Genomic DNA, 25,544 nt, shown 5'->3' on the forward strand with positions numbered 1-25,544 from the left:
ATGCTGAAAATCGATTCGTTGCACCAATACTACGGCGGCAGCCACATCCTGCGTGGCGTGTCGTTCGAGGCCAAGGTCGGCGAAGTGACCTGCCTGCTCGGCCGCAACGGCGTGGGCAAGACCACCTTGTTGCGCTGCCTGATGGGCCTGGTGCCGGCTCGCGAAGGCAGCATCCACTGGGAAGGCCAGGCCATCACCCCGCTCAAGCCGCACCAGCGGGTGCAGGCCGGTATCGCCTACGTCCCACAGGGCCGCGAGATCTTCGCGCGCCTGACCGTCGAGGAAAACCTGCTGATGGGCCTGTCGCGCTTCGGCGCCGGCGAAGCCAAGCAGGTGCCATCCTTCATCTACGAGCTGTTCCCGGTGCTGTTGCAGATGAAGCACCGCCGTGGCGGCGACCTCTCCGGCGGCCAGCAGCAACAGCTGGCCATCGGCCGAGCCCTGGCCAGCCGGCCGCGTTTGCTGATCCTCGATGAGCCTACCGAGGGTATCCAGCCTTCGGTGATCAAGGAGATCGGTGCGGTGATCGGGAAGTTGGCGGCGCGGGGGGACATGGCGATTTTGTTGGTGGAGCAGTTCTATGACTTCGCTGCGGAGTTGGCCGACCAGTATCTGGTGATGTCGCGGGGGGAGATCGTTCAGCGGGGGTGTGGGGAGGATATGGAGGTTGAGGGGGTGCGGGGGTTGGTGGCGATCTAGGGGGGGGACAAGGCTTGGACTAGCCTGGTCGATGGCTAATCGACCTCAATTTCCGTATCAAGCCGTCCATCTGTAGCCGGCCCGGCTCATATGCATTCTGCACACCACGAGAGGCGCAAAGCATGGAGAAAGTAATTGCGCGACGATTTTCGGTTAAAATTTTCTAAGCGTTCGGACCGAATTTTAAAAAAATCTTCGTGCGGTTAAGAAAATCTGGTCATCGGTGGGGGAATGAATGGGAAATCTGGTGGGTTACGCCCATTTGATCGATGCGATGGGGCTGAAGGCTATCGCGGTAAAAAGGCCTGCACTTGTTCAACCCGTCACTCGCATCGAGCGGATCAACGGTGCGCTCGCAGTGCCGCAGACGGTGGCACCCGAGGCGGGTGATTTTCTTGCCCACATCATCTTTGCCCTCAAACATGAGGGCGTTGACCTCTCTATTTTGGCGCAGGCTCTGCCTCGCATTGAAGGCCGATTGCTCGTACAGGCCATAACCCAATCCCCCAGCAGCGGCTATCTGCGCAAAATCTGCTTTCTCTGGGAAGCTTATTCCGACCGTTCACTGGACTATACGGATAAGCCTCGAGGCTCCAGCGTCCTGCTTTTTGATCCGGAGCGATACATCACGGGCCCATCGGTGCGAAACAACCGATGGCGCGTGGACTTCAATGGTTTAGGGACGCTCCAGTATTGCGCAACTGTAGAGCGCACGCCTGAGGTCCAAGCCCTGCTCAAATACGACATTCTAGGGCGTTCGAAGGAATTCATTGCCTCCCTGCCGAAGGGGATGATGGACCGCGCCATCAATTGGGCGTACTTGAGCGAGACAGATTCCTCCTTCGCGATTGAAAAGGAAGCACCTAGCCAGCAGAAGTCAGAGCGTTTTATCCAGTTGCTGCGCCAGGCGCATGACCGCCAGCCGCTCACTGAAGACTACTTGGTTTCACTACAAAACAATGCGATTTCCCAACCGCTTGAATGGGCAGTGGCTTTCCGGCATGAACAGAATCACCTGACCAACTCCTTTCGTGGAGCGGCAGGGGTGACCTATGTCCCGCCGCCTCCAGAGCTTTGTCGGGATCTGATGTTCGAACTCATGGCCTTTGCAAACCGTGCGCCTCTGGAACTTGATCCTTTAGTGGCCGCTGGCATTACCTCTTTCGGGTTCGTTTTCTTGCACCCCTTCATGGATGGTAATGGTCGACTGTCGCGCTTCTTGATACACCAGGCGTTATGCTGCAGCGGTGCACTGGAGAACGGTTTATTACTGCCGGTTTCCGTCGCCATGAAACGAGAAGAGCAACGTTATCTTGAAGCGCTGCAAAGCTTCTCGAAACCCGCGCGGCAATTCTGGGACGTTCGTTGGATTGATGCCGACAACATGTCACTCGACTTCATCGGCGACCCAAGCCTCTACCGCTATTGGGATGCGACCGAATGTGTGGCCTTCACGCTGGAAATGGCCAAGCGCGCATTGGAAATCGAGTTGAGGGAGGAAACCGAGTACTTGCAACGCTACGACACGTTGTTCAAGGTGGTTAATGACAACTACGACGTGCGCGGTAGCCTCTTGAGTAAGCTGATCATGCAGTGCTTGGACCAGAACGGGGTCGTATCGAAGGGCCGGCGCAAGCAATACAACGGGTATATTCAAGAGGAGGTTTTCGACTTCCTAGAAGAGCACGCCCAGGCCCTTTTGGCAGAGGCCGATGCAGAGCCGGATGAGCGATAGTCCGGCAACTGCGGCGACTGAATGGCTAACAGCGAGCGTCATCTAAACGTTACGGGGTATCGAAAGCCGATGCGCGCCAGTGACCGCTATTGGCTGAAAGCGGACATTCGCTGATCGCTGATCTGTCGTAGTCGTTTGAAATCAAAACATGGGTTGCCATACAAAAAGCTTGGGGAATGGACATCCGAATTTCTGTCAGGACGGGCGTGCTCATGGTCAGGAAAAAACGGGAGATCGTGATGATGCGGAGCAGAGTCAGCCCGATACACCTGCTTTTTCTCAAAAGGGCTGAAAAACATGTAAGAGTAATTCGTCAGCGATTGCAGCCGCAGTAACCACCACCAGCCGTGCGGTAGATCAATCCTGAGGTGCCATCCCTTTTCACGCTTCTCCAAACTCGCAGCGGTGCCTCCAAGCTCCTCAGCGACCATGGCATGAAGGTATGGGATCAATTCGTCAGGGATGGATTCGCTTCTACCGAATTCTGGAGTATCTATCGACAAGGAAAACAATGTGCCCACGAACTTCAGCACATTCGGCTGTTGTTTAGCCTGCTCCAGGTGTTGCCCACACAGCGGCAACTGAATGAGAGTCCCGCTACCAGGCACGCTGGCGATTGTGGTTCTAGCGCCTACACTACCCCCACCAACGAGCGAGGCTGCCGATCTGGGCTAACGGGTATGCCCAGAAACGGTAAACCCCCGTAATCACGGGGGTTTGCGCATTGTGTCAATCTATAATCCGTGCAACCAACGCTGTACTGTCTACCAGCGCCTCACTCCACCGTCACCGACTTCGCCAAATTCCGCGGCTGATCCACATCCGTCCCTTTCAACACCGCCACGTAATACGACAGCAACTGCAACGGAATCGTATACAGGATCGGCGCCAGCGCATCGATGATGTGCGGCATGTTGATCACATGCGTGCCTTCGCCATTGCTCATCCCCGCCTGCTCGTCGGCGAACACCACCAGCTCGCCGCCCCGCGCGCGCACTTCCTGCAAGTTCGATTTCAACTTCTCCAGCAGTTCGTTGTTCGGCGCTACGGTAACCACCGGCATATCGGCGTCGACCAGGGCCAGCGGGCCGTGCTTGAGCTCGCCGGCTGGGTAGGCTTCGGCGTGGATATAGGAGATCTCCTTGAGCTTGAGCGCCCCTTCCATGGCCACCGGGTACTGCGCGCCGCGGCCGAGGAACAGGGTGTGGTGCTTGTCGGCGAACAGCTCGGCGGTCTTCTCGACGGTGCCGTCCATGGCCAGGGCTTCGCCCAGGCGGGTCGGCAGGCGGCGCAGTTCTTCGACCAGCTCGGCTTCGACGCCGGCTTCGAGGGTGCCACGCACCTGGCCCAGGGCCAGGGTCAGCAGCATCAGCGACACCAGCTGGGTGGTGAAGGCCTTGGTCGAGGCCACGCCGATCTCAGGTCCTGCCAGGGTCAGCAGGGTCAGGTCGGATTCGCGCACCAGCGAGCTGATGCCGACGTTGCAGATGGCCAGGCTGCCGAGAAAGCCCAGGGCCTTGCCGTTGCGCAGCGCGGCCAGGGTGTCGGCGGTTTCGCCGGACTGCGAGATCGAGACGAACAGGGTGTCGGGCTGCACCACCACCTTGCGGTAGCGGAACTCGCTGGCCACTTCGACCTGGCAGGGAATGCCGGCCAGGCTTTCCAGCCAGTAACGGGCGACCATGCCGGCGTGGTAGCTGGTGCCGCAGGCGACGATCTGCACGTTGCGCACCTTGGTGAACAGCTCGGCCGCTTGCGGGCCGAAGGCCTGCACCAGCACGTGGTCCTTGCCCAGCCGGCCTTCGAGGGTGCGCTGCACCACGTCGGGTTGCTCGTGGATTTCCTTGAGCATGAAGTGCCGGTATTGGCCCTTGTCGGCCGCTTCGGCGCCTTCGTGGTACTGCACGGTCTCGCGCTGCACGGCCTGGCCGGCCTGGTTCCAGATGCTGACCTGCTCGCGCTGGATTTCGGCGATGTCGCCTTCTTCGAGGTACACGAAGCGATCGGTGACCTGGCGCAGGGCCAGTTGGTCGGAGGCGAGGAAGTTTTCCCCGATGCCCAGGCCGATGACCAGCGGGCTGCCGCTGCGCGCCGCCACCAGGCGATCGGGCTGCGCGGCGCTGACCACGGCCAGGCCGTAGGCGCCGTGCAGACGCTGCACGGCGGCCTTGACCGCATCGGCCAGGTCCGGGGTGGTCTTCAGGATGTTGTGGATAAGGTGGACGATGACTTCGGTGTCGGTCTCGGACGCGAACACGTAGCCCAGGCCCTTGAGCTCTTCGCGCAGGGCTTCGAAGTTCTCGATGATGCCGTTGTGCACCACCGCTACGTCATGGCTGGAGAAGTGCGGGTGGGCGTTACGCTCGGTCGGCGCGCCATGGGTGGCCCAGCGCACGTGGGCGATGCCCAGTTGGCCGGCCAGCGGGTCGGCGGCGACGGCGCTTTCCAGCTCGCGCACCTTGCCGGTGCGGCGGCAGCGCTGCAAACCCTGCTGGGCACCGTAGACCGCCAGGCCGGCGCTGTCGTAGCCGCGGTATTCCAGGCGCTTGAGGCCTTCGATGAGGATGGTCGAAATGTTGCGTTCGGCGATGGCGCCTACGATTCCACACATGGTCATTGCTCCTGGCTGATCGTGGCGCAGATCAGGGTCACGCCACGGGCTTTGATCTGTTCGCGTGCCTCGGCGGGCAGGCGGTCGTCGGTAATCAGGGTGTTCACTCGGCCCCACGGCAACTCGAGGTTGGGAATCTTTCGCCCGACCTTGTCGGACTCAACCATCACAATCACTTCACGGGCCACTTCGGCCATCACCCGGCTCAGGCCCAGCAGCTCGTTGAAGGTGGTGGTACCGCGTTCCAGGTCGATGCCGTCGGCGCCGATGAAGAGCTGGTCGAAGTCGTAGGAACGCAGCACCTGTTCGGCGACCTGGCCCTGGAAGGATTCGGAATGCGGGTCCCATGTGCCGCCGGTCATCAGCAGCACCGGCTCGTGCTCCAGCTCGCCGATGGCGCGGGCCACGTGCAGGGAATTGGTCATCACCACCAGGCCTGGCTGGCGGCCGAGCTGGCCGATCATGGCAGCGGTGGTGCTGCCGCTGTCGATGATGATGCGCGCGTGCTCGCGAATGAGCCCCACTGCGGCACGGGCGATGGCCTGCTTGTAGGCCGAGACGGGTTGCACAGGCTCGGCCAGCAGTTCCTGCGGCACGGTCACCGCGCCGCCATAGCGCCGCAGCAGCAGACCGTTGGCTTCCAGGGCGGCGAGGTCTTTGCGGATGGTGACTTCGGAGGTTGCGAAGCGTTTGGCCAAGGCATCGACACTGACCTCGCCCTGCTCGGCCAGCAGGGCAAGGATGTTATGGCGACGTTGGGGCGTGTTACGTTTCGACATTGGAATTTTAAGTTTCGATTCGAAAGATAATGGTCGCAATCAAAACTCAGATGGGTGGCTTCGTCAAGGACAGTTTGCTTGTGGATATCTGTCTTAGCCTGAGTTGCGGCTAACCCATTAACGATGAAGCCGACTTATCCACAGTCGGCTCCATTTACAGCTGATGCCCGATCAAGGCTTCTTGATCTTCTCCGGGCGCTTCCACCCGTCGATATTGCGCTGCCGCGCGCGCCCCACCGCCAACTGCGCGGCTTCGACGTTCTGCGTAATGGTCGAGCCCGCCGCCGTTGTGGCGCCCGAGCCGATATCCACAGGCGCCACCAGGGCGCTGTTGGAGCCGATGAACACGTCTTCGCCCAGCACGGTGCGGAATTTGTTCGCGCCGTCGTAGTTGCAGGTGATGGTGCCGGCGCCGATGTTGCTGCGCGCGCCGATCTCGGCATCGCCCAGGTAGCTCAGGTGCCCGGCCTTGGCGCCTTCGCCCAGGTGCGCATTCTTCAGTTCCACGAAGTTACCCACATGGGCCTTGGCCTCCAGCACGCTGCCCGGGCGCAAGCGTGCGAACGGGCCGGCATCGCTGCCCTCGCCCAGCACCGCGCCGTCGAGGTGGCTGTTGGCTTTGACCACCGCGCCTTTGCGCAGGGTACTGTCCTTGATCACGCAGTTGGGGCCGATCTGTACGTCGTCTTCGATGACCACGGTGCCTTCGAGGATCACGTTGATGTCGATCAGCACATCGCGGCCGACAGTGACTTGGCCGCGTACGTCGAAGCGCGCCGGGTCGCGCAGGGTGACGCCCTGGGCCATAAGGCGGCCGGCTTCGCGGAACTGGTAGTGGCGCTCGAGCTCGGCCAGTTGCCGACGGTCGTTGGCGCCCTGCACTTCCATGGCGTGGTACGGCTGTTCGGTGGCGATCGTCAGGCCGTCGCCGACGGCCATGGCGATCACGTCGGTAAGGTAGTACTCGCCTTGGGCGTTGTCGTTCGACAGACGATCCATCCAGTCGGCCAGACGCGCGGCCGGCAGCGCCAGGATGCCGGTGTTGCCCTCGCGAATGGCTTTCTGCGCTTCGCTGGCGTCCTTGTGCTCGACGATGGCGGTCACCTGGCCTGCGTCGTTGCGCACGATGCGGCCGTAGCCGGTGGGGTCGTCCAAGGTGACGGTCAGCAAGCCGAGCTGCTGCTCGGTGACTTTGGCCAGTAGGCGCTGCAGGGTTTCGACTTCGATCAGCGGCACGTCGCCGTAGAGCACCAGCACCGTATCGGCGGTGATCGCCGGCAGCGCCTGGGCGACGGCGTGGCCGGTACCCAGTTGCTTGTCCTGCATGACGAAATTCAGGTCGTCGGCCGCCAGACGCTCGCGCACCTGCTCGGCGCCATGGCCGATCACCACGTGGATGCCCTGGGGCTGCAACTGGCGTGCGCTGTGGATAACGTGGCCGAGCATGGAATTGCCGGCGACCGGGTGCAGTACCTTGGGCAGCGCCGAGCGCATGCGGGTGCCCTGGCCTGCGGCGAGAATGACGATATCGAGGGACATGGAAACTACCAATGCTGGGCGGTCAGGCGCTGACCGATGGGAAATGGGACCGCGCAAAAAGAAAAAGGGTAGCCGATGGCTACCCTTTTTCTCAATCTGCCTGAAGCGTGCGGGATTAACCGCCGAACTTCTTGCGGATCTGCTGGACGGTGCGCAGCTGCGCTGCAGCCTCGGCCAAGCGCGCGGATGCGGCGCTGTAGTCGAAGTCGGCACCTTTTTCGTTCAGGGCCTGCTCGGCTGCCTTGACGGCGTTCTGAGCAGAAGCTTCGTCCAGGTCTGCAGCACGTTGCACGGTATCGGCAAGCACCTTGACCATGTTCGGCTGCACTTCGAGGAAACCACCGGAGATGTAGAACACCTCGCGGTCGCCGCCCTGCTTGGTCAGCGTGATCGGACCAGGCTTGAGATTGGTGATCAGCGGCGCGTGGCCCGGAGCGATACCAAGATCACCCAGGTTACCGTGCGCAACTACCATCTCGACCAGGCCGGAGAAGATCTCTCCTTCCGCGCTGACGATATCGCAATGGACTGTCATAGCCATCTGCTTGCCTCAACCTGATTAGCGCCCCTTGCGGGGCGCCGGGATTACAGTTTCTTGGCTTTCTCAACCGCTTCTTCGATGCCGCCGACCATGTAGAACGCTTGTTCTGGCAGGTGGTCGTAGTCACCTTTGAGGATGCCGCTGAAGCCAGCGATGGTGTCTTTCAGGGAAACGTATTTGCCCGAGGCACCGGTGAAGACTTCGGCCACGAAGAACGGCTGCGACAGGAAGCGCTGGATCTTACGAGCGCGCGATACCAGTTGCTTGTCGGCTTCGGACAGTTCGTCCATACCCAGGATGGCGATGATGTCTTTCAGCTCTTTGTAGCGCTGCAGGACATACTGGACGCCACGGGCGGTGTCGTAGTGCTCGTTGCCGATCACGTTCGGGTCCAGCTGGCGCGAAGTCGAGTCCAGTGGATCGACCGCTGGGTAGATACCCAGGGAGGCGATGTCACGGGACAGTACGACGGTGGCGTCCAAGTGGGCGAAGGTGGTCGCAGGCGATGGGTCGGTCAAGTCGTCCGCTGGTACGTATACCGCTTGGATCGAGGTGATCGAACCTTGCTTGGTGGAGGTGATGCGCTCTTGCAGAACGCCCATCTCTTCGGCCAGGGTCGGCTGGTAGCCTACGGCCGACGGCATACGGCCGAGCAGTGCGGACACTTCGGTACCGGCCAGGGTGTAACGGTAGATGTTGTCGACGAACAGCAGAACGTCGTTACCTTCGTCACGGAACTTCTCGGCCATGGTCAGGCCAGTCAGTGCCACGCGCAGACGGTTTCCTGGCGGCTCGTTCATCTGGCCGTAGACCAGAGCAACTTTGTCCAGAACGTTCGAGTCCTTCATCTCGTGGTAGAAGTCGTTACCCTCACGAGTACGCTCACCCACACCGGCGAACACGGAATAACCGCTGTGCTCGATGGCGATGTTACGGATCAGTTCCATCATGTTGACGGTCTTGCCGACACCGGCACCACCGAACAGACCGACTTTACCGCCCTTGGCGAACGGGCAGACCAGGTCGATGACCTTGATGCCGGTTTCCAGCAGGTCGTTGCCGCCCGCTTGTTCAGCGAAGGAAGGCGCGGCGCGGTGAATGCCCCAACGCTCTTCTTCGCCGATCGGGCCAGCTTCGTCGATCGGGTTGCCCAGGACGTCCATGATGCGGCCCAGGGTGGCCTTGCCGACTGGCACGGAGATGGCGGCACCGGTATCGGTGACGTCCAGGCCGCGCTTCAAGCCTTCGGTGGAGCCCATCGCAATGGTACGAACCACGCCGTCGCCCAGCTGCTGCTGAACTTCGAGGGTGGTTTCCGCGCCTTGTACTTTCAGCGCGTTGTAAACACTCGGCACGACATCACGTGGGAATTCCACGTCGATGACGGCGCCGATGATTTGAACGATACGTCCGCTACTCATAGCTGGATCCTCTGAATATGTGAACCGTTAAACCGCGGCAGCGCCGCCGACGATTTCCGAGATCTCCTGGGTGATCGCAGCCTGACGCGCCTTGTTGTAGATCAGCTGGAGTTCGCTGATCAGGTCACCGGCGTTGTCTGTGGCGTTCTTCATGGCGATCATCCGGGCCGCTTGTTCAGCGGCGTTGTTCTCGACCACCGCCTGATAGACCTGCGATTCCACGTAACGCACCATCAGGCCGTCCAGCAGCTCTTTGGCATCGGGTTCGTAGAGGTAGTCCCAGTGGTGCTTGAGTTCTTGATCCGGGGTTGCAACCAACGGTACCAACTGCTCGACCGTAGGTTTTTGCGTCATGGTATTGATGAACTTGTTCGACACCACGCTGAGACGGTCGATACGGCCATCGAGGTAGGCATCGAGCATCACTTTGACGGAGCCGATCAGATCGTTGATCGATGGCGCCTCGCCCAAGTGGCTGATGGCTGCTACGACGTTGCCGCCAAAGCTGCGGAAGAACGCCGCACCCTTGCTGCCGATCACGCACAGGTCGACTTCGACGCCCTGTTCGCGGTTGTCGTTCATGTCCTTGACCAAGGCCTTGAACAGGTTGGTGTTCAAGCCGCCGCACAGACCACGGTCACTGCTCACCACGATATAACCGGCGCGCTTCACAGGGCGGTCGATCATGAACGGGTGGCGGTATTCCGGGTTGGCGTTGGCCAGATGACCGATCACCTGGCGGATACGCTCCGCATAGGGACGGCTAGCAGCCATGCGCAGTTGAGCCTTGCGCATTTTGCTGACCGCCACTTTTTCCATGGCGCTGGTAATTTTTTGCGTGCTTTTGATGCTCGCAATCTTACTGCGAATCTCTTTTGCGCCTGCCATGTATCACCTATCAGGTTAGCAAGCGGGGGCACGAAGCCCCCGCTGCGGCTTACCAGGTCTGGGTGGCCTTGAACTTCTCGATGCCGGCTTTGAGGCCTGCGTCGATTTCGTCGTTGAAGTCGCCCTTGACGTTGATCTTGGCCATCAAATCGGCGTGATCGCGGTTGAAGAAGCCGATCAGTGCTTGTTCGAAGCTGCCGATCTTGGCGATTTCGACGTCGGTCAGGAAGCCACGCTCAGCGGCGTACAGCGACAGCGCCATGTCCGCGATGGACATTGGGGCGTATTGCTTCTGCTTCATCAGCTCGGTAACGCGCTGGCCATGTTCGAGCTGCTTGCGGGTCGCTTCGTCCAGATCGGACGCGAACTGGGCGAAGGCCGCCAGTTCACGGTACTGAGCCAGCGCGGTACGGATGCCGCCGGACAGCTTCTTGATGATCTTGGTCTGAGCGGCACCACCTACACGCGATACCGAAACACCGGCGTTCACTGCAGGACGGATGCCCGAGTTGAACATGGCCGATTCCAGGAAGATCTGACCGTCGGTGATGGAAATCACGTTGGTCGGAACGAACGCGGAAACGTCGCCAGCCTGGGTTTCGATGATCGGCAGTGCGGTCAGCGAGCCGGTTTTGCCGACTACGGCACCGTTGGTGAACTTCTCGACGTACTCTTCGGAAACGCGCGATGCACGCTCCAGCAGACGGGAGTGGAGATAGAACACGTCGCCTGGGTACGCTTCGCGTCCTGGCGGACGGCGCAGCAGCAGGGAGATCTGACGGTAGGCCACGGCCTGCTTGGACAGGTCGTCGTAGACGATCAGGGCGTCTTCACCGCGGTCACGGAAGTATTCGCCCATGGTGCAGCCGGCATAAGGTGCCAGGAACTGCAGTGCGGCCGATTCCGAGGCGCTGGCGGCAACGATGATGGTGTTGGCCAGGGCACCGTTTTCTTCCAGCTTGCGCACGACGTTGGCGATGGTCGACTGCTTCTGGCCGACGGCCACGTAGACGCAGAAGATGCCGCTGTCTTTCTGGTTGATGATCGCGTCGATCGCCAGAGCGGTCTTACCGATCTGACGGTCACCGATGATCAGCTCGCGCTGGCCACGGCCGACCGGGATCATGGCATCGACAGCCTTGTAGCCAGTCTGTACAGGCTGGTCTACCGACTTACGCCAGATCACGCCAGGTGCGACTTTCTCGACGGCGTCGGTTTCGGTGGTGGCCAGTGGGCCCTTACCATCGACCGGGTTGCCCAGGGCGTCGACGACGCGGCCCAGCAGGCCTTTGCCGACCGGCACTTCGAGGATGCGACCGGTGCACTTGGCGCTCATGCCTTCGGCCAGGGTGGTGTATGCACCCAGGATGACGGCACCAACGGAGTCTTGTTCCAGGTTCAGCGCCATACCGTAGACGCCGCCTGGGAACTCGATCATTTCGCCGTACATGACGTCGGCCAAGCCGTGGATCCGGACGATACCGTCGGAAACGCTGACTACGGTGCCTTCGTTACGGGCTTGGGAGCTGACATCGAGTTTCTCGATGCGGCCCTTGATGATTTCACTAATTTCGGAAGGATTGAGTTGCTGCATTGCTCTGCTGCCCCTTCAAACTCAAGATTTCAATGCTTCGGCCAGTTTCGCGATCTTGCCGCGAACAGAGCCATCGATTACCAGGTCGCCTGCGCGGATGACGACGCCGCCGATCAGGCTGGCATCCTCCGACGCGTGCAGGCGAACTTCCTGGCCTAGCCGTGCACTGAGAACCTTGGCGAGTTTGTCTTGCTGTTCTTGGTTCAATGCAAACGCACTGGTGACTTCCACATCGACGGATTTCTCCTGTTCGGCCTTGTACAGGTCGAACAGCGACGCGATCTCCGGCAGAAGCAGGAGGCGGTCGTTTTCCGCAACGACGTGGATGAAATTACGTGCTTGTGCATCGAACTTGTCACCGCACACGTCAATGAACGTGGCGGCCTTTTCTGCGCTCGTCAGTCGCGGGGCCTTGAGCAGGCGCTGCATCGTATCGTCTTCCGATACCGCAGCAGCCAGGCCGAGCATGGCTGACCAATTGGCCAGTTGCTGCTGGGCCTGGGCATGCTCAAAGGCAGCCTTAGCGTAAGGTCGGGCCAACGTGGTCAGTTCTGCCATGATCGCCCTCGCTTAAATTTCAGCGGCCAGTTTGTTAACCAGCTCCGCATGCGCGTTTTGATCGATTGTGGCGCCAAGGATCTTTTCAGCACCGCCAACGGCCAGGGCACCCACTTGGGCACGCAGGGCGTCTTTGACGCTGTTCAGTTCCTGTTCGATCTCGGCCTGAGCCTGAGCCTTCACGCGGTCAGCTTCGACACGGGCCTGTTCACGGGCCTCGTCTACCAGCTGAGCAGCACGTTTCTTGCTCTGCTCAATGATTTCAGCCGCCTGTGCTTTTGCTTCGCGCAGTTGCTGACCCGCTTTTTCTTGGGCCAGCTCCAGGTCACGAGCAGCGCGGTTGGCAGCGTCCAGGCCGTCGGCAATCTTCTTCTGACGCTCGTGCAGAGCAGTGATGACCGGAGGCCATACGTACTTCATGCAGAAGACGACAAAAATCAGGAAAGCAACGGATTGGCCAATCAGGGTTGCATTAATATTCACGCCAACACCTCGCTCGGTCTTCGTTCATCACAGCCATTCACTCGTTGGAAACGAGTGATCAGCCGGCGATCTGACCAACGAAGGGGTTTGCGAAGGTGAAGAACAGAGCGATACCAACGCCGATCATGGTTACGGCGTCGAGCAGGCCCGCAACGATGAACATCTTGACCTGCAGCATCGGAACCATTTCTGGTTGACGAGCAGCGCCTTCCAGGAATTTGCCGCCCAGCAGGCCGAAACCAATGGCGGTACCCAGAGCACCCAGACCGATCAGCAGAGCAACAGCGATAGCGGTAAGACCAACTACAGTTTCCATCTTTCCTCCCGACTTTTACGTCGTATTGGTTAGGTTTTTCAGTTTGAAGCGATAAACGGGATCGTTCGGTACAACTGCCCTTGCGGACGTTTTAAGCCCTCCCCCCCAAACAGCGGGGGGAAGACTATCAGACACGCCAGGCGGTCTTAATGATTATCTTCGTGGGCCATCGACAGGTAGACGATGGTCAGCATCATGAAGATGAAAGCTTGCAGGGTGATGATCAGGATGTGGAACACCGCCCACGCCCACTGCAGCACCACACCCAGGCCGCTCAGCCAGAGCAGGCCGGAACCGAACATGACCGCGATCAGGATGAACACCAGCTCGCCGGCGTACATGTTGCCGAACAGTCGCAGTGCCAACGAGATCGGCTTGGCGATCAGGGTGACGAACTCGAGCAGGAAGTTGACCGGAATCAGCAGGATCTGCAGGAAGATGTTCTTGCTGCCGAACGGGTGCAGGGTCAGCTCGCCGATGAAGCCGCCCAGGCCCTTGACCTTGATGCTGTAGAAGATGATCAGCGCGAACACGCAGAAGGCCATGGCCAGGGTCGCGTTCGGGTCGGTGGTGGAGACGGCGCGGAACGGAATGTGCGGATCGCCCGAGATCAGGATCGCCAGTTGCGGGATCCAGTCGACCGGAATCAGGTCGACGGCGTTCATCAGGAACACCCAGACGAAGATGGTCAGCGCCAGCGGTGCGATCACCGGGCTGCGGCCGTGGAAGGAGTCCTTCACGCTGCCGTGGACGAAGTCCACCATCACTTCGACGAAGTTCTGCAGGCCGCCAGGCTGGCCGGAAGTGGCCTTCTTGGCTGCCAGACGGAAGATGAACAGGAAGATCAGACCCAGGGCGACCGACCAGCCGAGCGTGTCCACGTGGAACGCCCAGAAGCCCATCGCTTTGGCTTCTGCAGCCGAATGGGCGAAGCCCCAGGTGCCGTCTGGTAGTTGACCGTAGGTCAGGTTCTGCAAGTGGTGCTGGATATAGCCCGAAGCGGTTTCTGCTGCCATGGTTGCCTCAAACGCCCTAAGGTCTCGAAAGTCTTTTATTCATGAGCAGGGGTGCGAACCAACTGACCAGAAGGGTCAGTACGAAGACGCCGAATACAGCCAGCGGCTCCAGGGGTTTCACGCCTGCGAAGGTCAGTGCGAACAGCACTGCCGTCAAAATCATCTTGCCTGCTTCGCCCGCATAGAACGACTTGACGATGGCCTGTGCTGCCCTGGCACCGCTGAAGCGGAATGCCTTCCAGGCGAAGTACAGATTCGGTAGCCAGGCAATCAGCCCCCCGCAGAGACCTGAATAACCACTGACCGCGCCTTGCCACAGCCACAACACCAGAGTCGCCAGCAGGAAAACGATGCATTGAGCCAGCAGTACCGGAAAAACCGCCCAGCGATGGAAAGGCAGGCGGTTTGGCGTGCGGATTTCCATCACAACTGCTCCTCGAAAGTCGACCGTCAAGCCAGCAACGACTTGGCATAATTTGTGCCGACAAAATGCGCGCAGAGTATAGGGGTGGATTAACCCCTATTCAACTCTTGGTAGTGATTTCCGCCTACACGCTACAACCGCAATTGTTTCAGCGAATGTGGGCAAGTACACCTTGCAACTCGTCCAGGGAGTTGTAACGAATCACCAGCTGGCCTTTGCCCTTGTTGCCATGGCGAATCTGCACCGCAGACCCCAAACGCTCTGCCAAACGCTGTTCGAGGCGGGTGATGTCCGGATCGGACGGGCTGGCTTCGACCGGCTCACTTGGCCCGTTGAGCCACTGGCGCACCAGTGCCTCGGTTTGGCGCACGGTCAGCCCACGTGCGACAACATGACGCGCCCCTTCCACCTGCCGTTGTTCGTCCAAACCGAGCAGCGCACGGGCATGGCCCATTTCCAGGTCGCCGTGGGCCAGCATGGTCTTGATCGCCTCGGGCAGCGAAATCAACCGCAGCAGGTTGGCCACGGTCACCCGCGACTTGCCTACGGCGTCGGCCACCTGTTGCTGGGTCAGTTCGAATTCCTGCTGCAAGCGCTGCAGCGCCATGGCCTCTTCCAGAGGGTTGAGGTCTTCGCGCTGGATGTTCTCGATCAGCGCCATGGCGATGGCCACTTCGTCGGCCACCTCGCGGACCATGGCCGGCACGCTGTCCAGACCGGCCAGCTGGGTGGCGCGCCAACGCCGTTCGCCGGCGATGATCTCGAAGCGCGATTCGCCGATGGGGCGCACCACGATCGGCTGCATCACCCCATGGGTACGGATCGACTGGGCCAGTTCCTCGAGCGCCTGCTGGTCCATGTCGCGGCGCGGCTGGTACTTGCCGCGCTGGATCTGCTCCACCGGCAGTTGCTGCAGTTCCTTGCGGTCGATCTGGACAGCCTGCTCTTCGAGCGCGCTGACGGACGGACCGCTGAGCAGCGCATCCAGCCCACGTCCCAGACCTCGTTTCTTAACGGCCATGCGCGATCCTCAGAGTGCCTTCGCAGTGCGTGATTGACGTTGCCGACGCACCAGCTCGCCGGCCAGTGCCAGGTAGGCCTGGGCGCCGCGCGACGACTTGTCGTAGGCCAGGGCCGGCATGCCGTGGCTCGGCGCCTCGGCAAGGCGGATGTTGCGCGGAATGATGGTGTCGTAGAGCTGCTCGCCGAAGTGTTCCTTGAGCTGCGCCGAGACTTCGTTGTTCAGGCTCAGGCGCGGATCGTACATGGTCCGCAGCAGGCCTTCGATGCGCAGCTCCGGGTTGAGCTTGGCGGCGATGCGCTTGATGTTGTCGACCAGGTCGCTCAGCCCTTCGAGTGCGTAGTATTCGCACTGCATGGGGATGATCACGCCGTCGGAGGCCACCAGCGCATTGAGCGTCAGCATCGACAACGAGGGCGGACAGTCGATGAGGATGAAGTCGTAGTTGTCGCGAATCGGCGCCAGCGCATTGCGCAAGCGGCTCTCCTTCATCTGCATTTCCAGCAGCACCACTTCGGCTGCGGTGAGGTCGCGGTTGGCCGGCAGCAACTGGAATTCGCCATGCTCGGAATAGTGAATGGCCTGGCTCAGGTCGCACTCACCGATCAGCAGGTCGTACACCGAGTGTTCGAGCTCATGCTTGTCGACGCCGCTGCCCATGGTGGCGTTGCCCTGCGGATCGAGGTCGATCAGCAACACACGGCGCTTGGTCGCTGCCAACGAGGCAGCGAGATTGATACAGGTGGTGGTCTTGCCTACGCCACCTTTCTGGTTCGCGATCGCGAATACCTTAGCCATTATTGCGCGTGTTCCCTGTCATGCCTTGCGGCGCAGTGTCAGTAAATGGCGCTGGCCCTGGCAACCGGGGACGGTCAAGGCCTGTTCGCTTTCCACTGTGAAGTCAGGCGGCAATGCTACCAGTTCATCGGCAGGATGCAGCCCCTTCATTGCAAGCCATTGCGTGGAGAGGTCGCCGAGGTGGCGCGTCCAGTTGGTGAAGTTCTCCATGCTGCTGAACGCACGGGAGACGATGCCACTGAACGGTTCGGCAGGCTGGAAGGCTTCCACGCGGCTGTGGACAACTTGCAGGTTGTCCAGCTTCAGCTCCATTTTCACCTGGGTCAGGAAGCGGGTTTTCTTGCCGTTGCTGTCCAGCACCGTGACCTGTTTGTGCGGATGCAGGATGGCCAGCGGAATGCCTGGCATACCGCCGCCGCTACCCACGTCCAGCCAACGCTGGCTGTCGCTGTGGATAAACGGCATGACGCTCAGGCTGTCGAGCAGGTGGCGCGACACCATTTCGTCCGGGTCGCGTACCGCGGTCAGGTTGTAGGCCTTGTTCCATTTGATCAACAGGCCCAGATAGGCCAGCAGCAGTTCGTGCTGACGCGCGTTCAGGGCAACGCTCAGTTGCTCGGCACCTGTGGACAACTCTCTGGCGTGTTGCGGGGAAACCTGCTCGCTCAAACGTTCAACTCCAGTTCGCGACCGGCGCCGCGTTTCTTCAGATGGATCAGCAACAGGGAAATCGCCGCCGGCGTGACGCCCGGAATGCGCGAGGCCTGCCCCAGGGTTTCGGGGCGGGTCTGGCCGAGCTTGCCCTGGATCTCCTTGGACAGCCCGGAAATCCCGGTGTAGTCGATATCCACAGGCAGGCGGGTGTCTTCGCTGGCGCGCAGGCGGGCGATTTCGTCCTGTTGGCGGTCGATGTAGCCGGCGTACTTGGTCTTGATCTCGACCTGCTCGGCCACCTGCGCCGGTACCGCCTCGCCGCCGGTCACTTCGATCAGGCCGGCGTAGTCGACTTCCGGGCGGGTCAGCAAGTTGAGCAGGCTGTACTCATGGCTCAGGGGCGTACCGAATTTTTCCGACACGGCATCGCCCTGCGGGGTATTGGGGCGTACCCAGGTGCTCTTGAGGCGCTGCTCTTCGCGCTCGATGCCTTCGCGCTTGGCGCAGAACGCGGCCCAACGTGCGTCGTCGATCAGGCCTAGCTCGCGGCCCTTTTCGGTCAGGCGCAGATCGGCGTTGTCCTCGCGCAGGATCAGCCGGTATTCGGCGCGCGAGGTGAACATGCGGTACGGCTCCTGGGTGCCGAGGGTGATCAGGTCGTCCACCAGCACGCCGATGTACGCCTCGTCCCGGCGCGGGCACCAGCTGTCCTTGCCCTGCGCACGCAGCGCAGCGTTGGTGCCGGCCAGCAGACCTTGCGCGCCGGCTTCTTCGTAGCCGGTGGTGCCGTTGATCTGCCCGGCGAAGAACAGACCGGCGATGACTTTGGTTTCCAGGCTGTACTTGAGGTCGCGCGGGTCGAAGTAGTCGTACTCGATGGCATAACCCGGACGCACGATGTGCGCGTTCTCCATGCCGCGGATCGAGCGCACCACTTGCAGCTGTACGTCGAAGGGCAGCGAGGTGGAGATGCCGTTGGGATACAGCTCGTGGGTGTTCAGGCCCTCGGGCTCGATGAACACCTGGTGGCTGTCCTTGTCGGCGAAGCGATGGATCTTGTCTTCGATCGACGGGCAGTAACGCGGGCCGATGCCTTCGATCATGCCCGAGTACATGGGCGAGCGGTCGAGGTTGGCGGCGATGATCTCGTGGGTACGTGCGTTGGTGTGGGTGATCCAGCAACTGACCTGACGCGGATGCAGTTGCGCGTCGCCCATGAACGACATGACCGGGATCGGTGTGTCGCCGGGTTGCTCGGTCATTACCGAGAAGTCCACCGAACGGCCGTCGATGCGCGGTGGCGTACCGGTCTTCAGGCGACCGACGCGCAGCGGCAGTTCGCGCATGCGCTGGGCCAAGGCCATGGCGGGCGGATCGCCGGCGCGACCACCGGAGTAGTTCTGCATGCCGATGTGGATAAGTCCGCCGAGGAAGGTGCCGGTGGTCAGTACCACGGCATCGGCATGGAAACGCAGACCCATCTGCGTGACCACGCCTTTGACCTCGCCCTGTTCGACGATCAAGTCGTCGCAGGCCTGCTGGAATATCCACAGGTTGGGCTGGTTTTCCAGGATCTCGCGTACCACCGCCTTGTAGATGGCACGGTCGGCCTGAGCACGGGTGGCCCGCACCGCAGGGCCTTTGCGGTTGTTCAACACGCGGAACTGGATGCCACTCATATCGGTGGCCAACGCCATGGCGCCGCCGAGCGCATCGATCTCTTTGACCAGATGGCTCTTGCCGATGCCGCCGATGGCGGGGTTGCAACTCATGTGACCGAGGGTTTCCACGTTGTGGGTCAGCAACAGGGTTTTCACACCCATGCGTGCTGAGGCAAGCGCAGCCTCGGTACCGGCATGGCCGCCGCCGATGACGATCACTTCAAAACGGGAAGGGAAATCCACCACGCACCTCGTGCCTGTTTTTGCGAATAAAGAAGGTAAGCCGGCAAGTATAGGGAATTCACCCCTCGCAAAGAAACCGTCTGAGCAAAATTTGATCAGGCTGTGGATGAGTGGCAGTTATAGAAATTAACAAGGTAGATATTTAAAAAGCTTTACTGCTGTTACTACTCTTATGCACACCGCGATCTGTGGATAGATTCACATAAGTCTTTAAATACGTGGCATGCAGCGTTTCAAAACCCTGTGGCTCACTACCTATGAGCTATCTGCATAAGCCTGTGTAGGCTGTGTATAACTAGCCTATTTACACACAACGTGTTTTTTCCTTAGGCAAAGAGCCTGCTTATCAACTGAGCTTAGGCGCAGTTTTCCACAGGGCTTAGCTGGGCATAATTGTTAAGCAATGGGAGTCTGGAAAGGGGCAACGAGAGGAAGAAACGTGGCGTGCCTGTGCATAAGCGGCACGTATCGGCGCTGCCCCCTCACGGACGAAGGGGGCGAATGGCACCGAAGGTCATTTACCGATACAGAAGCTCGAGAAGATGCGACCGAGCAAATCGTCCGAGCTGAAAGCGCCGGTGATTTCGCCCAAGGCCTGTTGAGCCTGTCGCAGGTCTTCGGCCAGCAGCTCGCCAGCGCCTGCCAGGGTCAGTTGGGCGTGCCCGTGCTGGAGATGGTCGCTGGCCAGGCGCAAGGCTTCCAGATGGCGACGACGGGCGCTGAACCCGCTCTCTGCGGTCTGCTCGTAGCCCATGCAGGCCTTGAGGTGTTCGCGCAGCAGTTCCAGGCCCTGGTCGCCCTGCTTGGCGCTCAGGGTGATGGTGACATGGCCGTCTGCGCTTCGCTGCAAGCCAACCGCCTCACCGCTCAGATCGGCCTTGTTGCGAATCAGGGTGACCGTACCCGGCGCAGGCCGCTGCGTCAGGAACTCCGGCCATAGCGCGAACGGATCGGCCGCTTCCGGCGCCGTGGAGTCCACGACCAGCAGCACCCGATCGGCCTCGCCGATGGCCTTGAGGGCACGCTCCACGCCGATACGCTCGACCTGGTCGCTGGTGTCGCGCAGTCCTGCGGTATCGACCACATGCAGTGGCATGCCGTCGATGTGGATATGTTCGCGCAGGATGTCCCGTGTCGTGCCGGCGATGTCGGTGACGATCGCCGCTTCGCGCCCTGCCAGCTGGTTGAGCAGGCTCGACTTGCCGGCATTGGGCCGGCCGGCGATCACCACCGTCATGCCGTCGCGCAGCAACGCGCCCTGCCCGGCTTCGCGCTGCACTGTGGACAACTCGCGGCGCACCGCTTCGAGCATCGACAACACATGGCCATCGGCGAGGAAGTCGATTTCCTCTTCCGGGAAGTCGATGGCGGCCTCGACGTAGATACGCAGTGCGATCAACGCCTCGGTCAAGGAGTGCACGCGCTTGGAAAACTCACCTTGCAACGAACGCAGGGCGTTGCGCGCCGCCTGTGCCGAGCTGGCTTCGATGAGGTCGGCGATGGCTTCGGCTTGGGCCAGGTCGAGCTTGTCGTTGAGAAAGGCCCGTTCGCTGAACTCGCCGGGCCGCGCCAGACGGCAGCCCAGCGCCACGCAGCGCTGCAGCAGCATGTCCAGCACCACAGGCCCGCCATGGCCTTGCAGCTCCAACACGTCCTCGCCCGTAAAGGAATTGGGGCCAGGGAAGAACAGCGCGATGCCTTCGTCCAGTACCAGGCCATCCTCGGCGCTGAACGGCCCGTAGTGGGCATGGCGGGGCTTGAGCGCCCGACCGGTGATGACCTCGCCGGCTTTCTTGGCCAGCGGCCCCGACAGCCTGACGATGCCGACGCCACCACGACCTTGAGCGGTCGCGATGGCGGTGATGGTTTCACGCGCGGTGTGCATGCTCGAACGCCTCCATTGGCTGAATCTCAGATAGCAAAACGCCCCACGATGGGGGCGTTTTTATTCACAGGTTAGACCGCAGCCTGTCAGACGACCGCTTTCTTGTTGGCCGCCTCGATGCGACGGGTGATGTACCACTGCTGCGAGATCGACAGGCAGTTGTTCACAACCCAGTACAGCACCAGACCCGCCGGGAACCACAGGAAGAAGAAGGTGAAGATGATCGGCATCATTTTCATCACCTTGGCCTGCATCGGATCCGGCGGCGTCGGGTTCAGGCGCTGCTGGATGAACATGGTGGCGCCCATGATGATCGGCAGGATGAAGAACGGATCCTTGATCGACAGGTCGGTGATCCACAGGATCCACGGCGCCTGGCGCATCTCGACGCTTTCCAGCAGCACCCAGTACAGGGCCAGGAATACCGGCATCTGCACCAGGATCGGCAGGCAGCCGCCCAGCGGGTTGATCTTCTCTTTCTTGTACAGCTCCATCATCGCCTGGGACATCTTCTGGCGATCGTCGCCGAAGCGTTCCTTGAGCGCGGCCAGTTTCGGCGCCACGGCGCGCATGCGGGCCATGGATCGGTAGCTGGCGGCGGACAGCGGGAAGAACAGGCCTTTGATCAGCATGGTCAGCACGATGATCGACCAGCCCCAGTTACCCAGGATGCTGTGGATATGTTGCAGCAGCCAGAAGATCGGCTGGGCGATGAACCACAGGAAGCCGTAGTCGACGGTCAGCTCCAGGCCTGGGGACAACTCTTTGAGTTTGGCCTGGCTCTTGGGGCCGGCGTACAGCACGGCGCTGGTTTCGGCCTTGCCGCCGGCTGGCACGCTGATGGCAGGACCGGTGTAACCGATGATGTAGTTGCCTTGGCTGTCTTTGCGCGTCTGCACCACGTTGTTTTCGGACTTGGCGGGAATCCACGCCGTCACGAAGTAGTGCTGCAGCCAGGCGACCCAGCCACCGGATACGGTTTCTTGAAGGCTGCCCTTGTCCATGTCTTTCATCGACACTTTCTTGTAGGGCTCTTCCTTGGTCCACAGCGCAGCACCCAGGTAGGTGGCGGTGCCGGTCGCGGTGCTCGAAGAAGGATCGGAGCTGGCGTCACGCTTGAGCTGGGCGAACAGGTTGCCGTTCCAGGCCTGAGCGCTCTGGTTGTCGATCAGGTAGCTGACGTTGAGGTCGTACTCGCCGCGCTTGAAGCTGAAGCGCTTGATGTAGTTGACGCCATTGTCGCTGAACTTGAGATCGACCACCAATTGCTGCTGGCCATCAGCCAGTTGGTAGCTCTTCTGCTCGGCCGCGTACAGCGGGCGACCGCTGCTGCGGGCGTCCGGGCCGTTGGCACCGGTCAGGCCGCTTTGCGCGAGGTAGACGCGCTCACCGCCGTTGTCGAACAACTGGAAAGGAATTTCCGGGTGGTCTTGGCGACGCGGGTAAGTGGGCAGGGTCAGCTGGACGATGTCGCCACCGACCGGGTCGATAGCCAGGTTCAGGACATCCGTCTTGATCCGGATCAGGTCCTTGCTGACCGCCGCAGGGGCCAGTTCGGTCGGGCTGGATTCAGCAGTGGTGCTCGGCACATCGGCATTGGCACCGCTGTTACCGGTCGCCGTGGTGTCCGGCAAAGCCGGTGCGGCGTTATTGGCAGCAGCATGCTGAGTCGGCAAGGCGGCCTGCCCATAGTTCTCGTTCCATTTCAGGACCAGAACGTAGGACACGATTGCCAGGGCGACGATCAGGATCGTGCGTTTAATATCCATGATTACTCGGCTATCGAAGAAGTTCGGGAGGAAGGCGCTGGCGGAACGGGATCATAACCACCGTCGTTCCACGGATTACATCGCCCCAGGCGACGAACGGTTAGCCACCCACCACGCAAGAGGCCATGGCTTTCGATGGCTTCATAGGCGTAACAGGAGCAACTGGGGTAGAAACGACAGTGACTGGCCATCAGTGGACTAATGGCGTAGCGGTAAAACTGGATCGGGACGAGTGCCAGTTTACGCATCGTGACTGTCTACCCCTGCGGTGTCGGCAGTGACCGCTGGAGAGGGACGACTGCGTACGAGCCGTTTCCAGAGCTTGCCAAAATGTTGGTGCAATTCTGGGTTTTCTATCTCGCCCAACCCCTTGCGCGCGACGATCACGATGTCGAGACCAGCAAGGCTCTGCTGGTTCCGGCGAAAGGAATCACGCATCAAACGTTTGAGGCGATTGCGCTGAACGGAGAGCTTGACGCTCTTTTTCCCGATCACCAGGCCTAGCCGTGGCAGGTCGAGACCGTTTTCACGCGCAAGGATCAGCAGGTTTTTCCCTGGAACCTTGCCGGTTGGGGAGTCGAAGACCGCTTTGAAGTGCCGAGGTATAAGCAGTCGCTTATCCCGACTGAAGTCCTGACTCACCACCTGTGCCGGAGAATCAAACAGCCAGACGCTTACGGCCTTTGGCACGACGACGCGACAGGACGGCACGGCCGTTCTTGGTGGCCATGCGAGCACGGAAGCCGTGGGTGCGAGCGCGTTTGATGGTGCTGGGTTGGAAAGTACGTTTCATGGCGTGTTACCTGGTTTGTAGACAACGGGTCGGAATGACCCCTTTTTAAGAGACCGGCGATTCTAGAGAAAGCAAGGCCATAGGTCAATTTCCAACCAACCTTTACTTGTGACCTGTGGTCGGCGAACCGGGCGTGGTTCGAGGCTGATTTCTCCCCGAGCCCTCAGCGTGGACAACATTGAAAATAAAGAGAGACATATAAAAAGCTTTTTTAAAGAATCTATAACTCTTAGCTAGCCTCCGCTCTGTGGATAACTGCCGGAGGCCCAGTAAAAACAAGCTGTACAGCGAATGACAAGTCTGTCTGTAATCGGTGCTGCAGGTGTGCTGCGCCTGAGTTCAACCTGTGGATATCTTGGTGGTTTACCCACAACTGAGTTATGCACAGGCTAATGCCCAGGGTTGTGCATAGACCTCAATGGCGGTTATCCACAGAGCTTATGCACAAGCTTAAAAGGCATATCCGTCGAAATATGGCGTATTCGTCTTATCCGAACTGGCGGTGCCGTGTGGATAAGTTTCCCTCGTATCGGTACAATAGCCGGCTTGTTTTGGCCTAGCGGCTCTCAAATTCAGGGGATACCTGTGTCAGTGGAACTTTGGCAGCAGTGCGTCGAGCTCTTGCGCGATGAGCTGCCTGCTCAACAATTCAACACCTGGATACGTCCACTACAGGTCGAAGCCGAAGGCACCGAGCTGCGCGTCTACGCGCCCAACCGCTTCGTGCTCGACTGGGTGAACGAAAAGTACCTCGGCCGCTTGCTCGAGCTGATCGGTGAGCATGGCAATGGCATGGCCCCTGCCCTTTCCTTATTAATAGGCAGCAAGCGCAGCTCTGCGCCTCGTGCGGCGCCCAATGCGCCGGTCAGCGCGGCCATGGCGGCAGCCAATCAGCAACAACAGGCCGTTACCCCAGCCAGCGTGCCGGCCAGCGAACCTGTGAGTAAGCCGACCGTGGAGTTCGGTCAGGGCAACCAGGTAGACCACGCCTCGTCCCGGGAAAGCTTCGACGCCATGGGCGACAACGCGCCTGCGCCGGTGCCGAGCCCGCGCACCGAGCAGCGCACCGTGCAGGTCGAAGGCGCCCTCAAGCACACCAGCTACCTGAACCGCACCTTCACCTTCGAAACGTTCGTCGAGGGCAAGTCGAACCAGTTGGCGCGTGCCGCCGCCTGGCAGGTCGCCGACAATCCCAAGCATGGCTACAATCCACTCTTCCTTTATGGCGGCGTGGGTCTGGGCAAGACGCACCTCATGCACGCTGTGGGTAACCACCTGCTGAAGAAGAACCCAAATGCCAAGGTCGTGTACCTGCACTCCGAGCGCTTCGTCGCGGACATGGTCAAGGCGCTGCAGCTGAACGCCATCAACGAGTTCAAACGGTTCTACCGTTCGGTGGACGCCTTGCTGATCGATGACATCCAGTTCTTCGCGCGCAAGGAACGGTCACAGGAAGAGTTCTTCCACACGTTCAACGCCCTGCTCGAAGGCGGTCAGCAGGTGATCCTCACCAGTGACCGTTACCCCAAAGAGATCGAAGGTCTCGAAGAGCGTCTGAAGTCGCGTTTCGGCTGGGGTCTGACGGTCGCAGTGGAACCGCCGGAGCTGGAAACCCGGGTTGCCATTCTGATGAAGAAGGCCGATCAGGCGAAGGTCGACCTGCCCCACGATGCGGCGTTCTTCATCGCCCAGCGTATCCGTTCCAACGTACGTGAGCTCGAAGGTGCCTTGAAACGGGTGATCGCCCATTCGCACTTCATGGGCCGCGACATCACCATCGAATTGATCCGCGAATCGCTCAAGGATTTGCTGGCGCTGCAAGACAAACTGGTCAGTGTGGATAACATCCAGCGTACCGTGGCGGACTACTACAAGATCAAGATCTCCGATCTGTTGTCCAAGCGTCGCTCGCGCTCGGTGGCCCGTCCTCGTCAAGTGGCCATGGCGTTGTCCAAGGAGTTGACCAACCACAGTCTTCCCGAGATCGGCGATATGTTCGGCGGCCGCGACCACACCACGGTGCTGCATGCCTGCCGCAAGATCAACGAACTCAAGGAATCCGACGCGGACATCCGCGAGGACTACAAGAACCTGCTGCGTACGCTGACCACCTGAT

General features: G+C 60.5%; 25 protein-coding genes. 3 read left to right on the forward strand and 22 right to left on the reverse strand.

The window, feature by feature from the left end:
* Both urtE and AA0Z93_RS07665 read left to right on the forward strand, forming a co-directional pair.
* Positions 1–699 carry an urea ABC transporter ATP-binding subunit UrtE gene (gene urtE, locus AA0Z93_RS07660; protein ID WP_413045676.1) on the forward strand — a complete coding sequence of 233 codons (699 nt, stop codon included), beginning with the start codon at positions 1–3 and terminating at the stop codon, positions 697–699.
* 235 nt (positions 700–934) lie between these two features.
* Positions 935–2,434: a Fic family protein gene (locus AA0Z93_RS07665; RefSeq protein WP_413045675.1), complete on the forward strand. Its 1,500-nt coding sequence runs from the start codon at positions 935–937 to the stop codon at positions 2,432–2,434.
* Between the two features lie 86 nt (positions 2,435–2,520).
* Here AA0Z93_RS07665 and AA0Z93_RS07670 read toward each other — a convergent pair whose 3' ends face one another.
* The 22 genes from AA0Z93_RS07670 to rpmH form a co-directional block, all read right to left on the reverse strand.
* Positions 2,521–2,967, reverse strand: a complete 447-nt coding sequence (locus tag AA0Z93_RS07670) for a DUF6516 family protein (protein ID WP_413045674.1) — start codon at positions 2,965–2,967, stop codon at positions 2,521–2,523.
* 242 nt (positions 2,968–3,209) lie between these two features.
* On the reverse strand, positions 3,210–5,045 hold the full coding sequence (gene glmS, locus AA0Z93_RS07675; RefSeq protein WP_413045673.1) for a glutamine--fructose-6-phosphate transaminase (isomerizing): 1,836 nt from the start codon (positions 5,043–5,045) through the stop codon (positions 3,210–3,212).
* 2 nt (positions 5,046–5,047) lie between these two features.
* Positions 5,048–5,824, reverse strand: a complete 777-nt coding sequence (locus AA0Z93_RS07680) for a DeoR/GlpR family DNA-binding transcription regulator (protein WP_413045672.1) — start codon at positions 5,822–5,824, stop codon at positions 5,048–5,050.
* A 171-nt stretch (positions 5,825–5,995) separates the two neighbouring features.
* Positions 5,996–7,363 (reverse strand): bifunctional UDP-N-acetylglucosamine diphosphorylase/glucosamine-1-phosphate N-acetyltransferase GlmU, encoded by a 1,368-nt coding sequence (gene glmU, locus AA0Z93_RS07685; protein WP_413045671.1) that lies wholly within the window; start codon positions 7,361–7,363, stop codon positions 5,996–5,998.
* A 115-nt stretch (positions 7,364–7,478) separates the two neighbouring features.
* Entirely contained in the window at positions 7,479–7,904 is a 426-nt protein-coding gene (locus AA0Z93_RS07690) for a F0F1 ATP synthase subunit epsilon (protein ID WP_296267075.1), read from the reverse strand.
* A 44-nt stretch (positions 7,905–7,948) separates the two neighbouring features.
* Positions 7,949–9,325 carry a F0F1 ATP synthase subunit beta gene (atpD, locus tag AA0Z93_RS07695; RefSeq protein ID WP_296267076.1) on the reverse strand — a complete coding sequence of 459 codons (1,377 nt, stop codon included), beginning with the start codon at positions 9,323–9,325 and terminating at the stop codon, positions 7,949–7,951.
* Between the two features lie 27 nt (positions 9,326–9,352).
* Positions 9,353–10,213 (reverse strand): F0F1 ATP synthase subunit gamma, encoded by an 861-nt coding sequence (gene atpG / locus AA0Z93_RS07700; protein WP_413045670.1) that lies wholly within the window; start codon positions 10,211–10,213, stop codon positions 9,353–9,355.
* A gap of 49 nt (positions 10,214–10,262) precedes the next feature.
* Positions 10,263–11,807 carry a F0F1 ATP synthase subunit alpha gene (gene atpA / locus AA0Z93_RS07705; protein ID WP_313738947.1) on the reverse strand — a complete coding sequence of 515 codons (1,545 nt, stop codon included), beginning with the start codon at positions 11,805–11,807 and terminating at the stop codon, positions 10,263–10,265.
* A gap of 21 nt (positions 11,808–11,828) precedes the next feature.
* The gene (locus tag AA0Z93_RS07710) at positions 11,829–12,365 is read right to left on the reverse strand and encodes a F0F1 ATP synthase subunit delta (protein ID WP_296267079.1); all 537 of its coding nucleotides are present in this window, start codon (positions 12,363–12,365) and stop codon (positions 11,829–11,831) included.
* Positions 12,366–12,377: 12 nt separating this feature from the next.
* On the reverse strand, positions 12,378–12,848 hold the full coding sequence (locus AA0Z93_RS07715) for a F0F1 ATP synthase subunit B (protein WP_296267080.1): 471 nt from the start codon (positions 12,846–12,848) through the stop codon (positions 12,378–12,380).
* A gap of 58 nt (positions 12,849–12,906) precedes the next feature.
* A complete protein-coding gene (gene atpE, locus AA0Z93_RS07720) occupies positions 12,907–13,164 on the reverse strand; it encodes a F0F1 ATP synthase subunit C (protein WP_003097235.1) in 258 nt (85 codons plus the stop codon).
* 146 nt (positions 13,165–13,310) lie between these two features.
* Positions 13,311–14,180: a F0F1 ATP synthase subunit A gene (atpB, locus tag AA0Z93_RS07725; protein ID WP_296267082.1), complete on the reverse strand. Its 870-nt coding sequence runs from the start codon at positions 14,178–14,180 to the stop codon at positions 13,311–13,313.
* Between the two features lie 16 nt (positions 14,181–14,196).
* The gene (locus tag AA0Z93_RS07730; protein WP_413045669.1) at positions 14,197–14,604 is read right to left on the reverse strand and encodes a F0F1 ATP synthase subunit I; all 408 of its coding nucleotides are present in this window, start codon (positions 14,602–14,604) and stop codon (positions 14,197–14,199) included.
* A 148-nt stretch (positions 14,605–14,752) separates the two neighbouring features.
* Positions 14,753–15,625 carry a ParB/RepB/Spo0J family partition protein gene (locus AA0Z93_RS07735; RefSeq protein ID WP_413045668.1) on the reverse strand — a complete coding sequence of 291 codons (873 nt, stop codon included), beginning with the start codon at positions 15,623–15,625 and terminating at the stop codon, positions 14,753–14,755.
* A 9-nt stretch (positions 15,626–15,634) separates the two neighbouring features.
* Complete coding sequence (locus AA0Z93_RS07740; protein WP_413045667.1) at positions 15,635–16,423, reverse strand: ParA family protein; 789 nt, start codon at positions 16,421–16,423, stop codon at positions 15,635–15,637.
* An 18-nt stretch (positions 16,424–16,441) separates the two neighbouring features.
* Positions 16,442–17,092: a 16S rRNA (guanine(527)-N(7))-methyltransferase RsmG gene (gene rsmG / locus AA0Z93_RS07745; protein WP_413045666.1), complete on the reverse strand. Its 651-nt coding sequence runs from the start codon at positions 17,090–17,092 to the stop codon at positions 16,442–16,444.
* Entirely contained in the window at positions 17,089–18,981 is a 1,893-nt protein-coding gene (mnmG, locus tag AA0Z93_RS07750) for a tRNA uridine-5-carboxymethylaminomethyl(34) synthesis enzyme MnmG (RefSeq protein WP_413045665.1), read from the reverse strand. The genes rsmG and mnmG overlap by 4 nt, the downstream gene beginning before the upstream one ends.
* A 514-nt stretch (positions 18,982–19,495) precedes the next feature.
* Positions 19,496–20,866 carry a tRNA uridine-5-carboxymethylaminomethyl(34) synthesis GTPase MnmE gene (mnmE, locus tag AA0Z93_RS07755; RefSeq protein WP_413045664.1) on the reverse strand — a complete coding sequence of 457 codons (1,371 nt, stop codon included), beginning with the start codon at positions 20,864–20,866 and terminating at the stop codon, positions 19,496–19,498.
* Positions 20,867–20,952: 86 nt separating this feature from the next.
* Complete coding sequence (gene yidC, locus AA0Z93_RS07760) at positions 20,953–22,635, reverse strand: membrane protein insertase YidC (RefSeq protein WP_413045663.1); 1,683 nt, start codon at positions 22,633–22,635, stop codon at positions 20,953–20,955.
* 2 nt (positions 22,636–22,637) lie between these two features.
* Positions 22,638–22,883 carry a membrane protein insertion efficiency factor YidD gene (yidD, locus tag AA0Z93_RS07765; protein WP_413045662.1) on the reverse strand — a complete coding sequence of 82 codons (246 nt, stop codon included), beginning with the start codon at positions 22,881–22,883 and terminating at the stop codon, positions 22,638–22,640.
* Positions 22,876–23,280, reverse strand: a complete 405-nt coding sequence (gene rnpA, locus AA0Z93_RS07770) for a ribonuclease P protein component (protein WP_296267331.1) — start codon at positions 23,278–23,280, stop codon at positions 22,876–22,878. Before rnpA ends, yidD begins: the two co-directional genes overlap by 8 nt.
* Before the next feature lie 13 nt (positions 23,281–23,293).
* Positions 23,294–23,428, reverse strand: coding sequence for a 50S ribosomal protein L34 (rpmH, locus tag AA0Z93_RS07775; RefSeq protein ID WP_002551315.1), 135 nt, complete (start codon positions 23,426–23,428; stop codon positions 23,294–23,296).
* 585 nt (positions 23,429–24,013) lie between these two features.
* On the opposite strand from rpmH, the gene dnaA reads away from it, so the two are divergent.
* Entirely contained in the window at positions 24,014–25,543 is a 1,530-nt protein-coding gene (dnaA, locus tag AA0Z93_RS07780) for a chromosomal replication initiator protein DnaA (protein WP_413045661.1), read from the forward strand.
* Position 25,544: the final 1 nt, after the last annotated feature.

The sequence above is a fragment of the Pseudomonas phoenicis genome (assembly GCF_047302395.1).
GTDB lineage: Bacteria > Pseudomonadota > Gammaproteobacteria > Pseudomonadales > Pseudomonadaceae > Aquipseudomonas.

Bases quoted from the DNA above. Each gene is read 5' to 3' on its own strand.
- atpB (WP_296267082.1), bottom strand. From the start codon at position 14,180: ATGGCAGCAGAAACCGCTTCGGGCTATATCCAGCACCACTTGCAGAAC.
- atpG (WP_413045670.1), bottom strand. From the start codon at position 10,213: ATGGCAGGCGCAAAAGAGATTCGCAGTAAGATTGCGAGCATCAAAAGC.
- AA0Z93_RS07710 (WP_296267079.1), bottom strand. From the start codon at position 12,365: ATGGCAGAACTGACCACGTTGGCCCGACCTTACGCTAAGGCTGCCTTT.
- mnmE (WP_413045664.1), bottom strand. From the start codon at position 20,866: ATGCACACCGCGCGTGAAACCATCACCGCCATCGCGACCGCTCAAGGT.
- atpE (WP_003097235.1), bottom strand. From the start codon at position 13,164: ATGGAAACTGTAGTTGGTCTTACCGCTATCGCTGTTGCTCTGCTGATC.
- AA0Z93_RS07735 (WP_413045668.1), bottom strand. From the start codon at position 15,625: ATGGCCGTTAAGAAACGAGGTCTGGGACGTGGGCTGGATGCGCTGCTC.
- AA0Z93_RS07730 (WP_413045669.1), bottom strand. From the start codon at position 14,604: ATGGAAATCCGCACGCCAAACCGCCTGCCTTTCCATCGCTGGGCGGTT.
- yidC (WP_413045663.1), bottom strand. From the start codon at position 22,635: ATGGATATTAAACGCACGATCCTGATCGTCGCCCTGGCAATCGTGTCC.
- glmU (WP_413045671.1), bottom strand. From the start codon at position 7,363: ATGTCCCTCGATATCGTCATTCTCGCCGCAGGCCAGGGCACCCGCATG.
- urtE (WP_413045676.1), top strand. From the start codon at position 1: ATGCTGAAAATCGATTCGTTGCACCAATACTACGGCGGCAGCCACATC.
- yidD (WP_413045662.1), bottom strand. From the start codon at position 22,883: ATGCGTAAACTGGCACTCGTCCCGATCCAGTTTTACCGCTACGCCATT.
- atpD (WP_296267076.1), bottom strand. From the start codon at position 9,325: ATGAGTAGCGGACGTATCGTTCAAATCATCGGCGCCGTCATCGACGTG.
- AA0Z93_RS07740 (WP_413045667.1), bottom strand. From the start codon at position 16,423: ATGGCTAAGGTATTCGCGATCGCGAACCAGAAAGGTGGCGTAGGCAAG.
- AA0Z93_RS07690 (WP_296267075.1), bottom strand. From the start codon at position 7,904: ATGGCTATGACAGTCCATTGCGATATCGTCAGCGCGGAAGGAGAGATC.
- rpmH (WP_002551315.1), bottom strand. From the start codon at position 23,428: ATGAAACGTACTTTCCAACCCAGCACCATCAAACGCGCTCGCACCCAC.
- glmS (WP_413045673.1), bottom strand. From the start codon at position 5,045: ATGTGTGGAATCGTAGGCGCCATCGCCGAACGCAACATTTCGACCATC.
- AA0Z93_RS07680 (WP_413045672.1), bottom strand. From the start codon at position 5,824: ATGTCGAAACGTAACACGCCCCAACGTCGCCATAACATCCTTGCCCTG.
- AA0Z93_RS07665 (WP_413045675.1), top strand. From the start codon at position 935: ATGGGAAATCTGGTGGGTTACGCCCATTTGATCGATGCGATGGGGCTG.
- atpA (WP_313738947.1), bottom strand. From the start codon at position 11,807: ATGCAGCAACTCAATCCTTCCGAAATTAGTGAAATCATCAAGGGCCGC.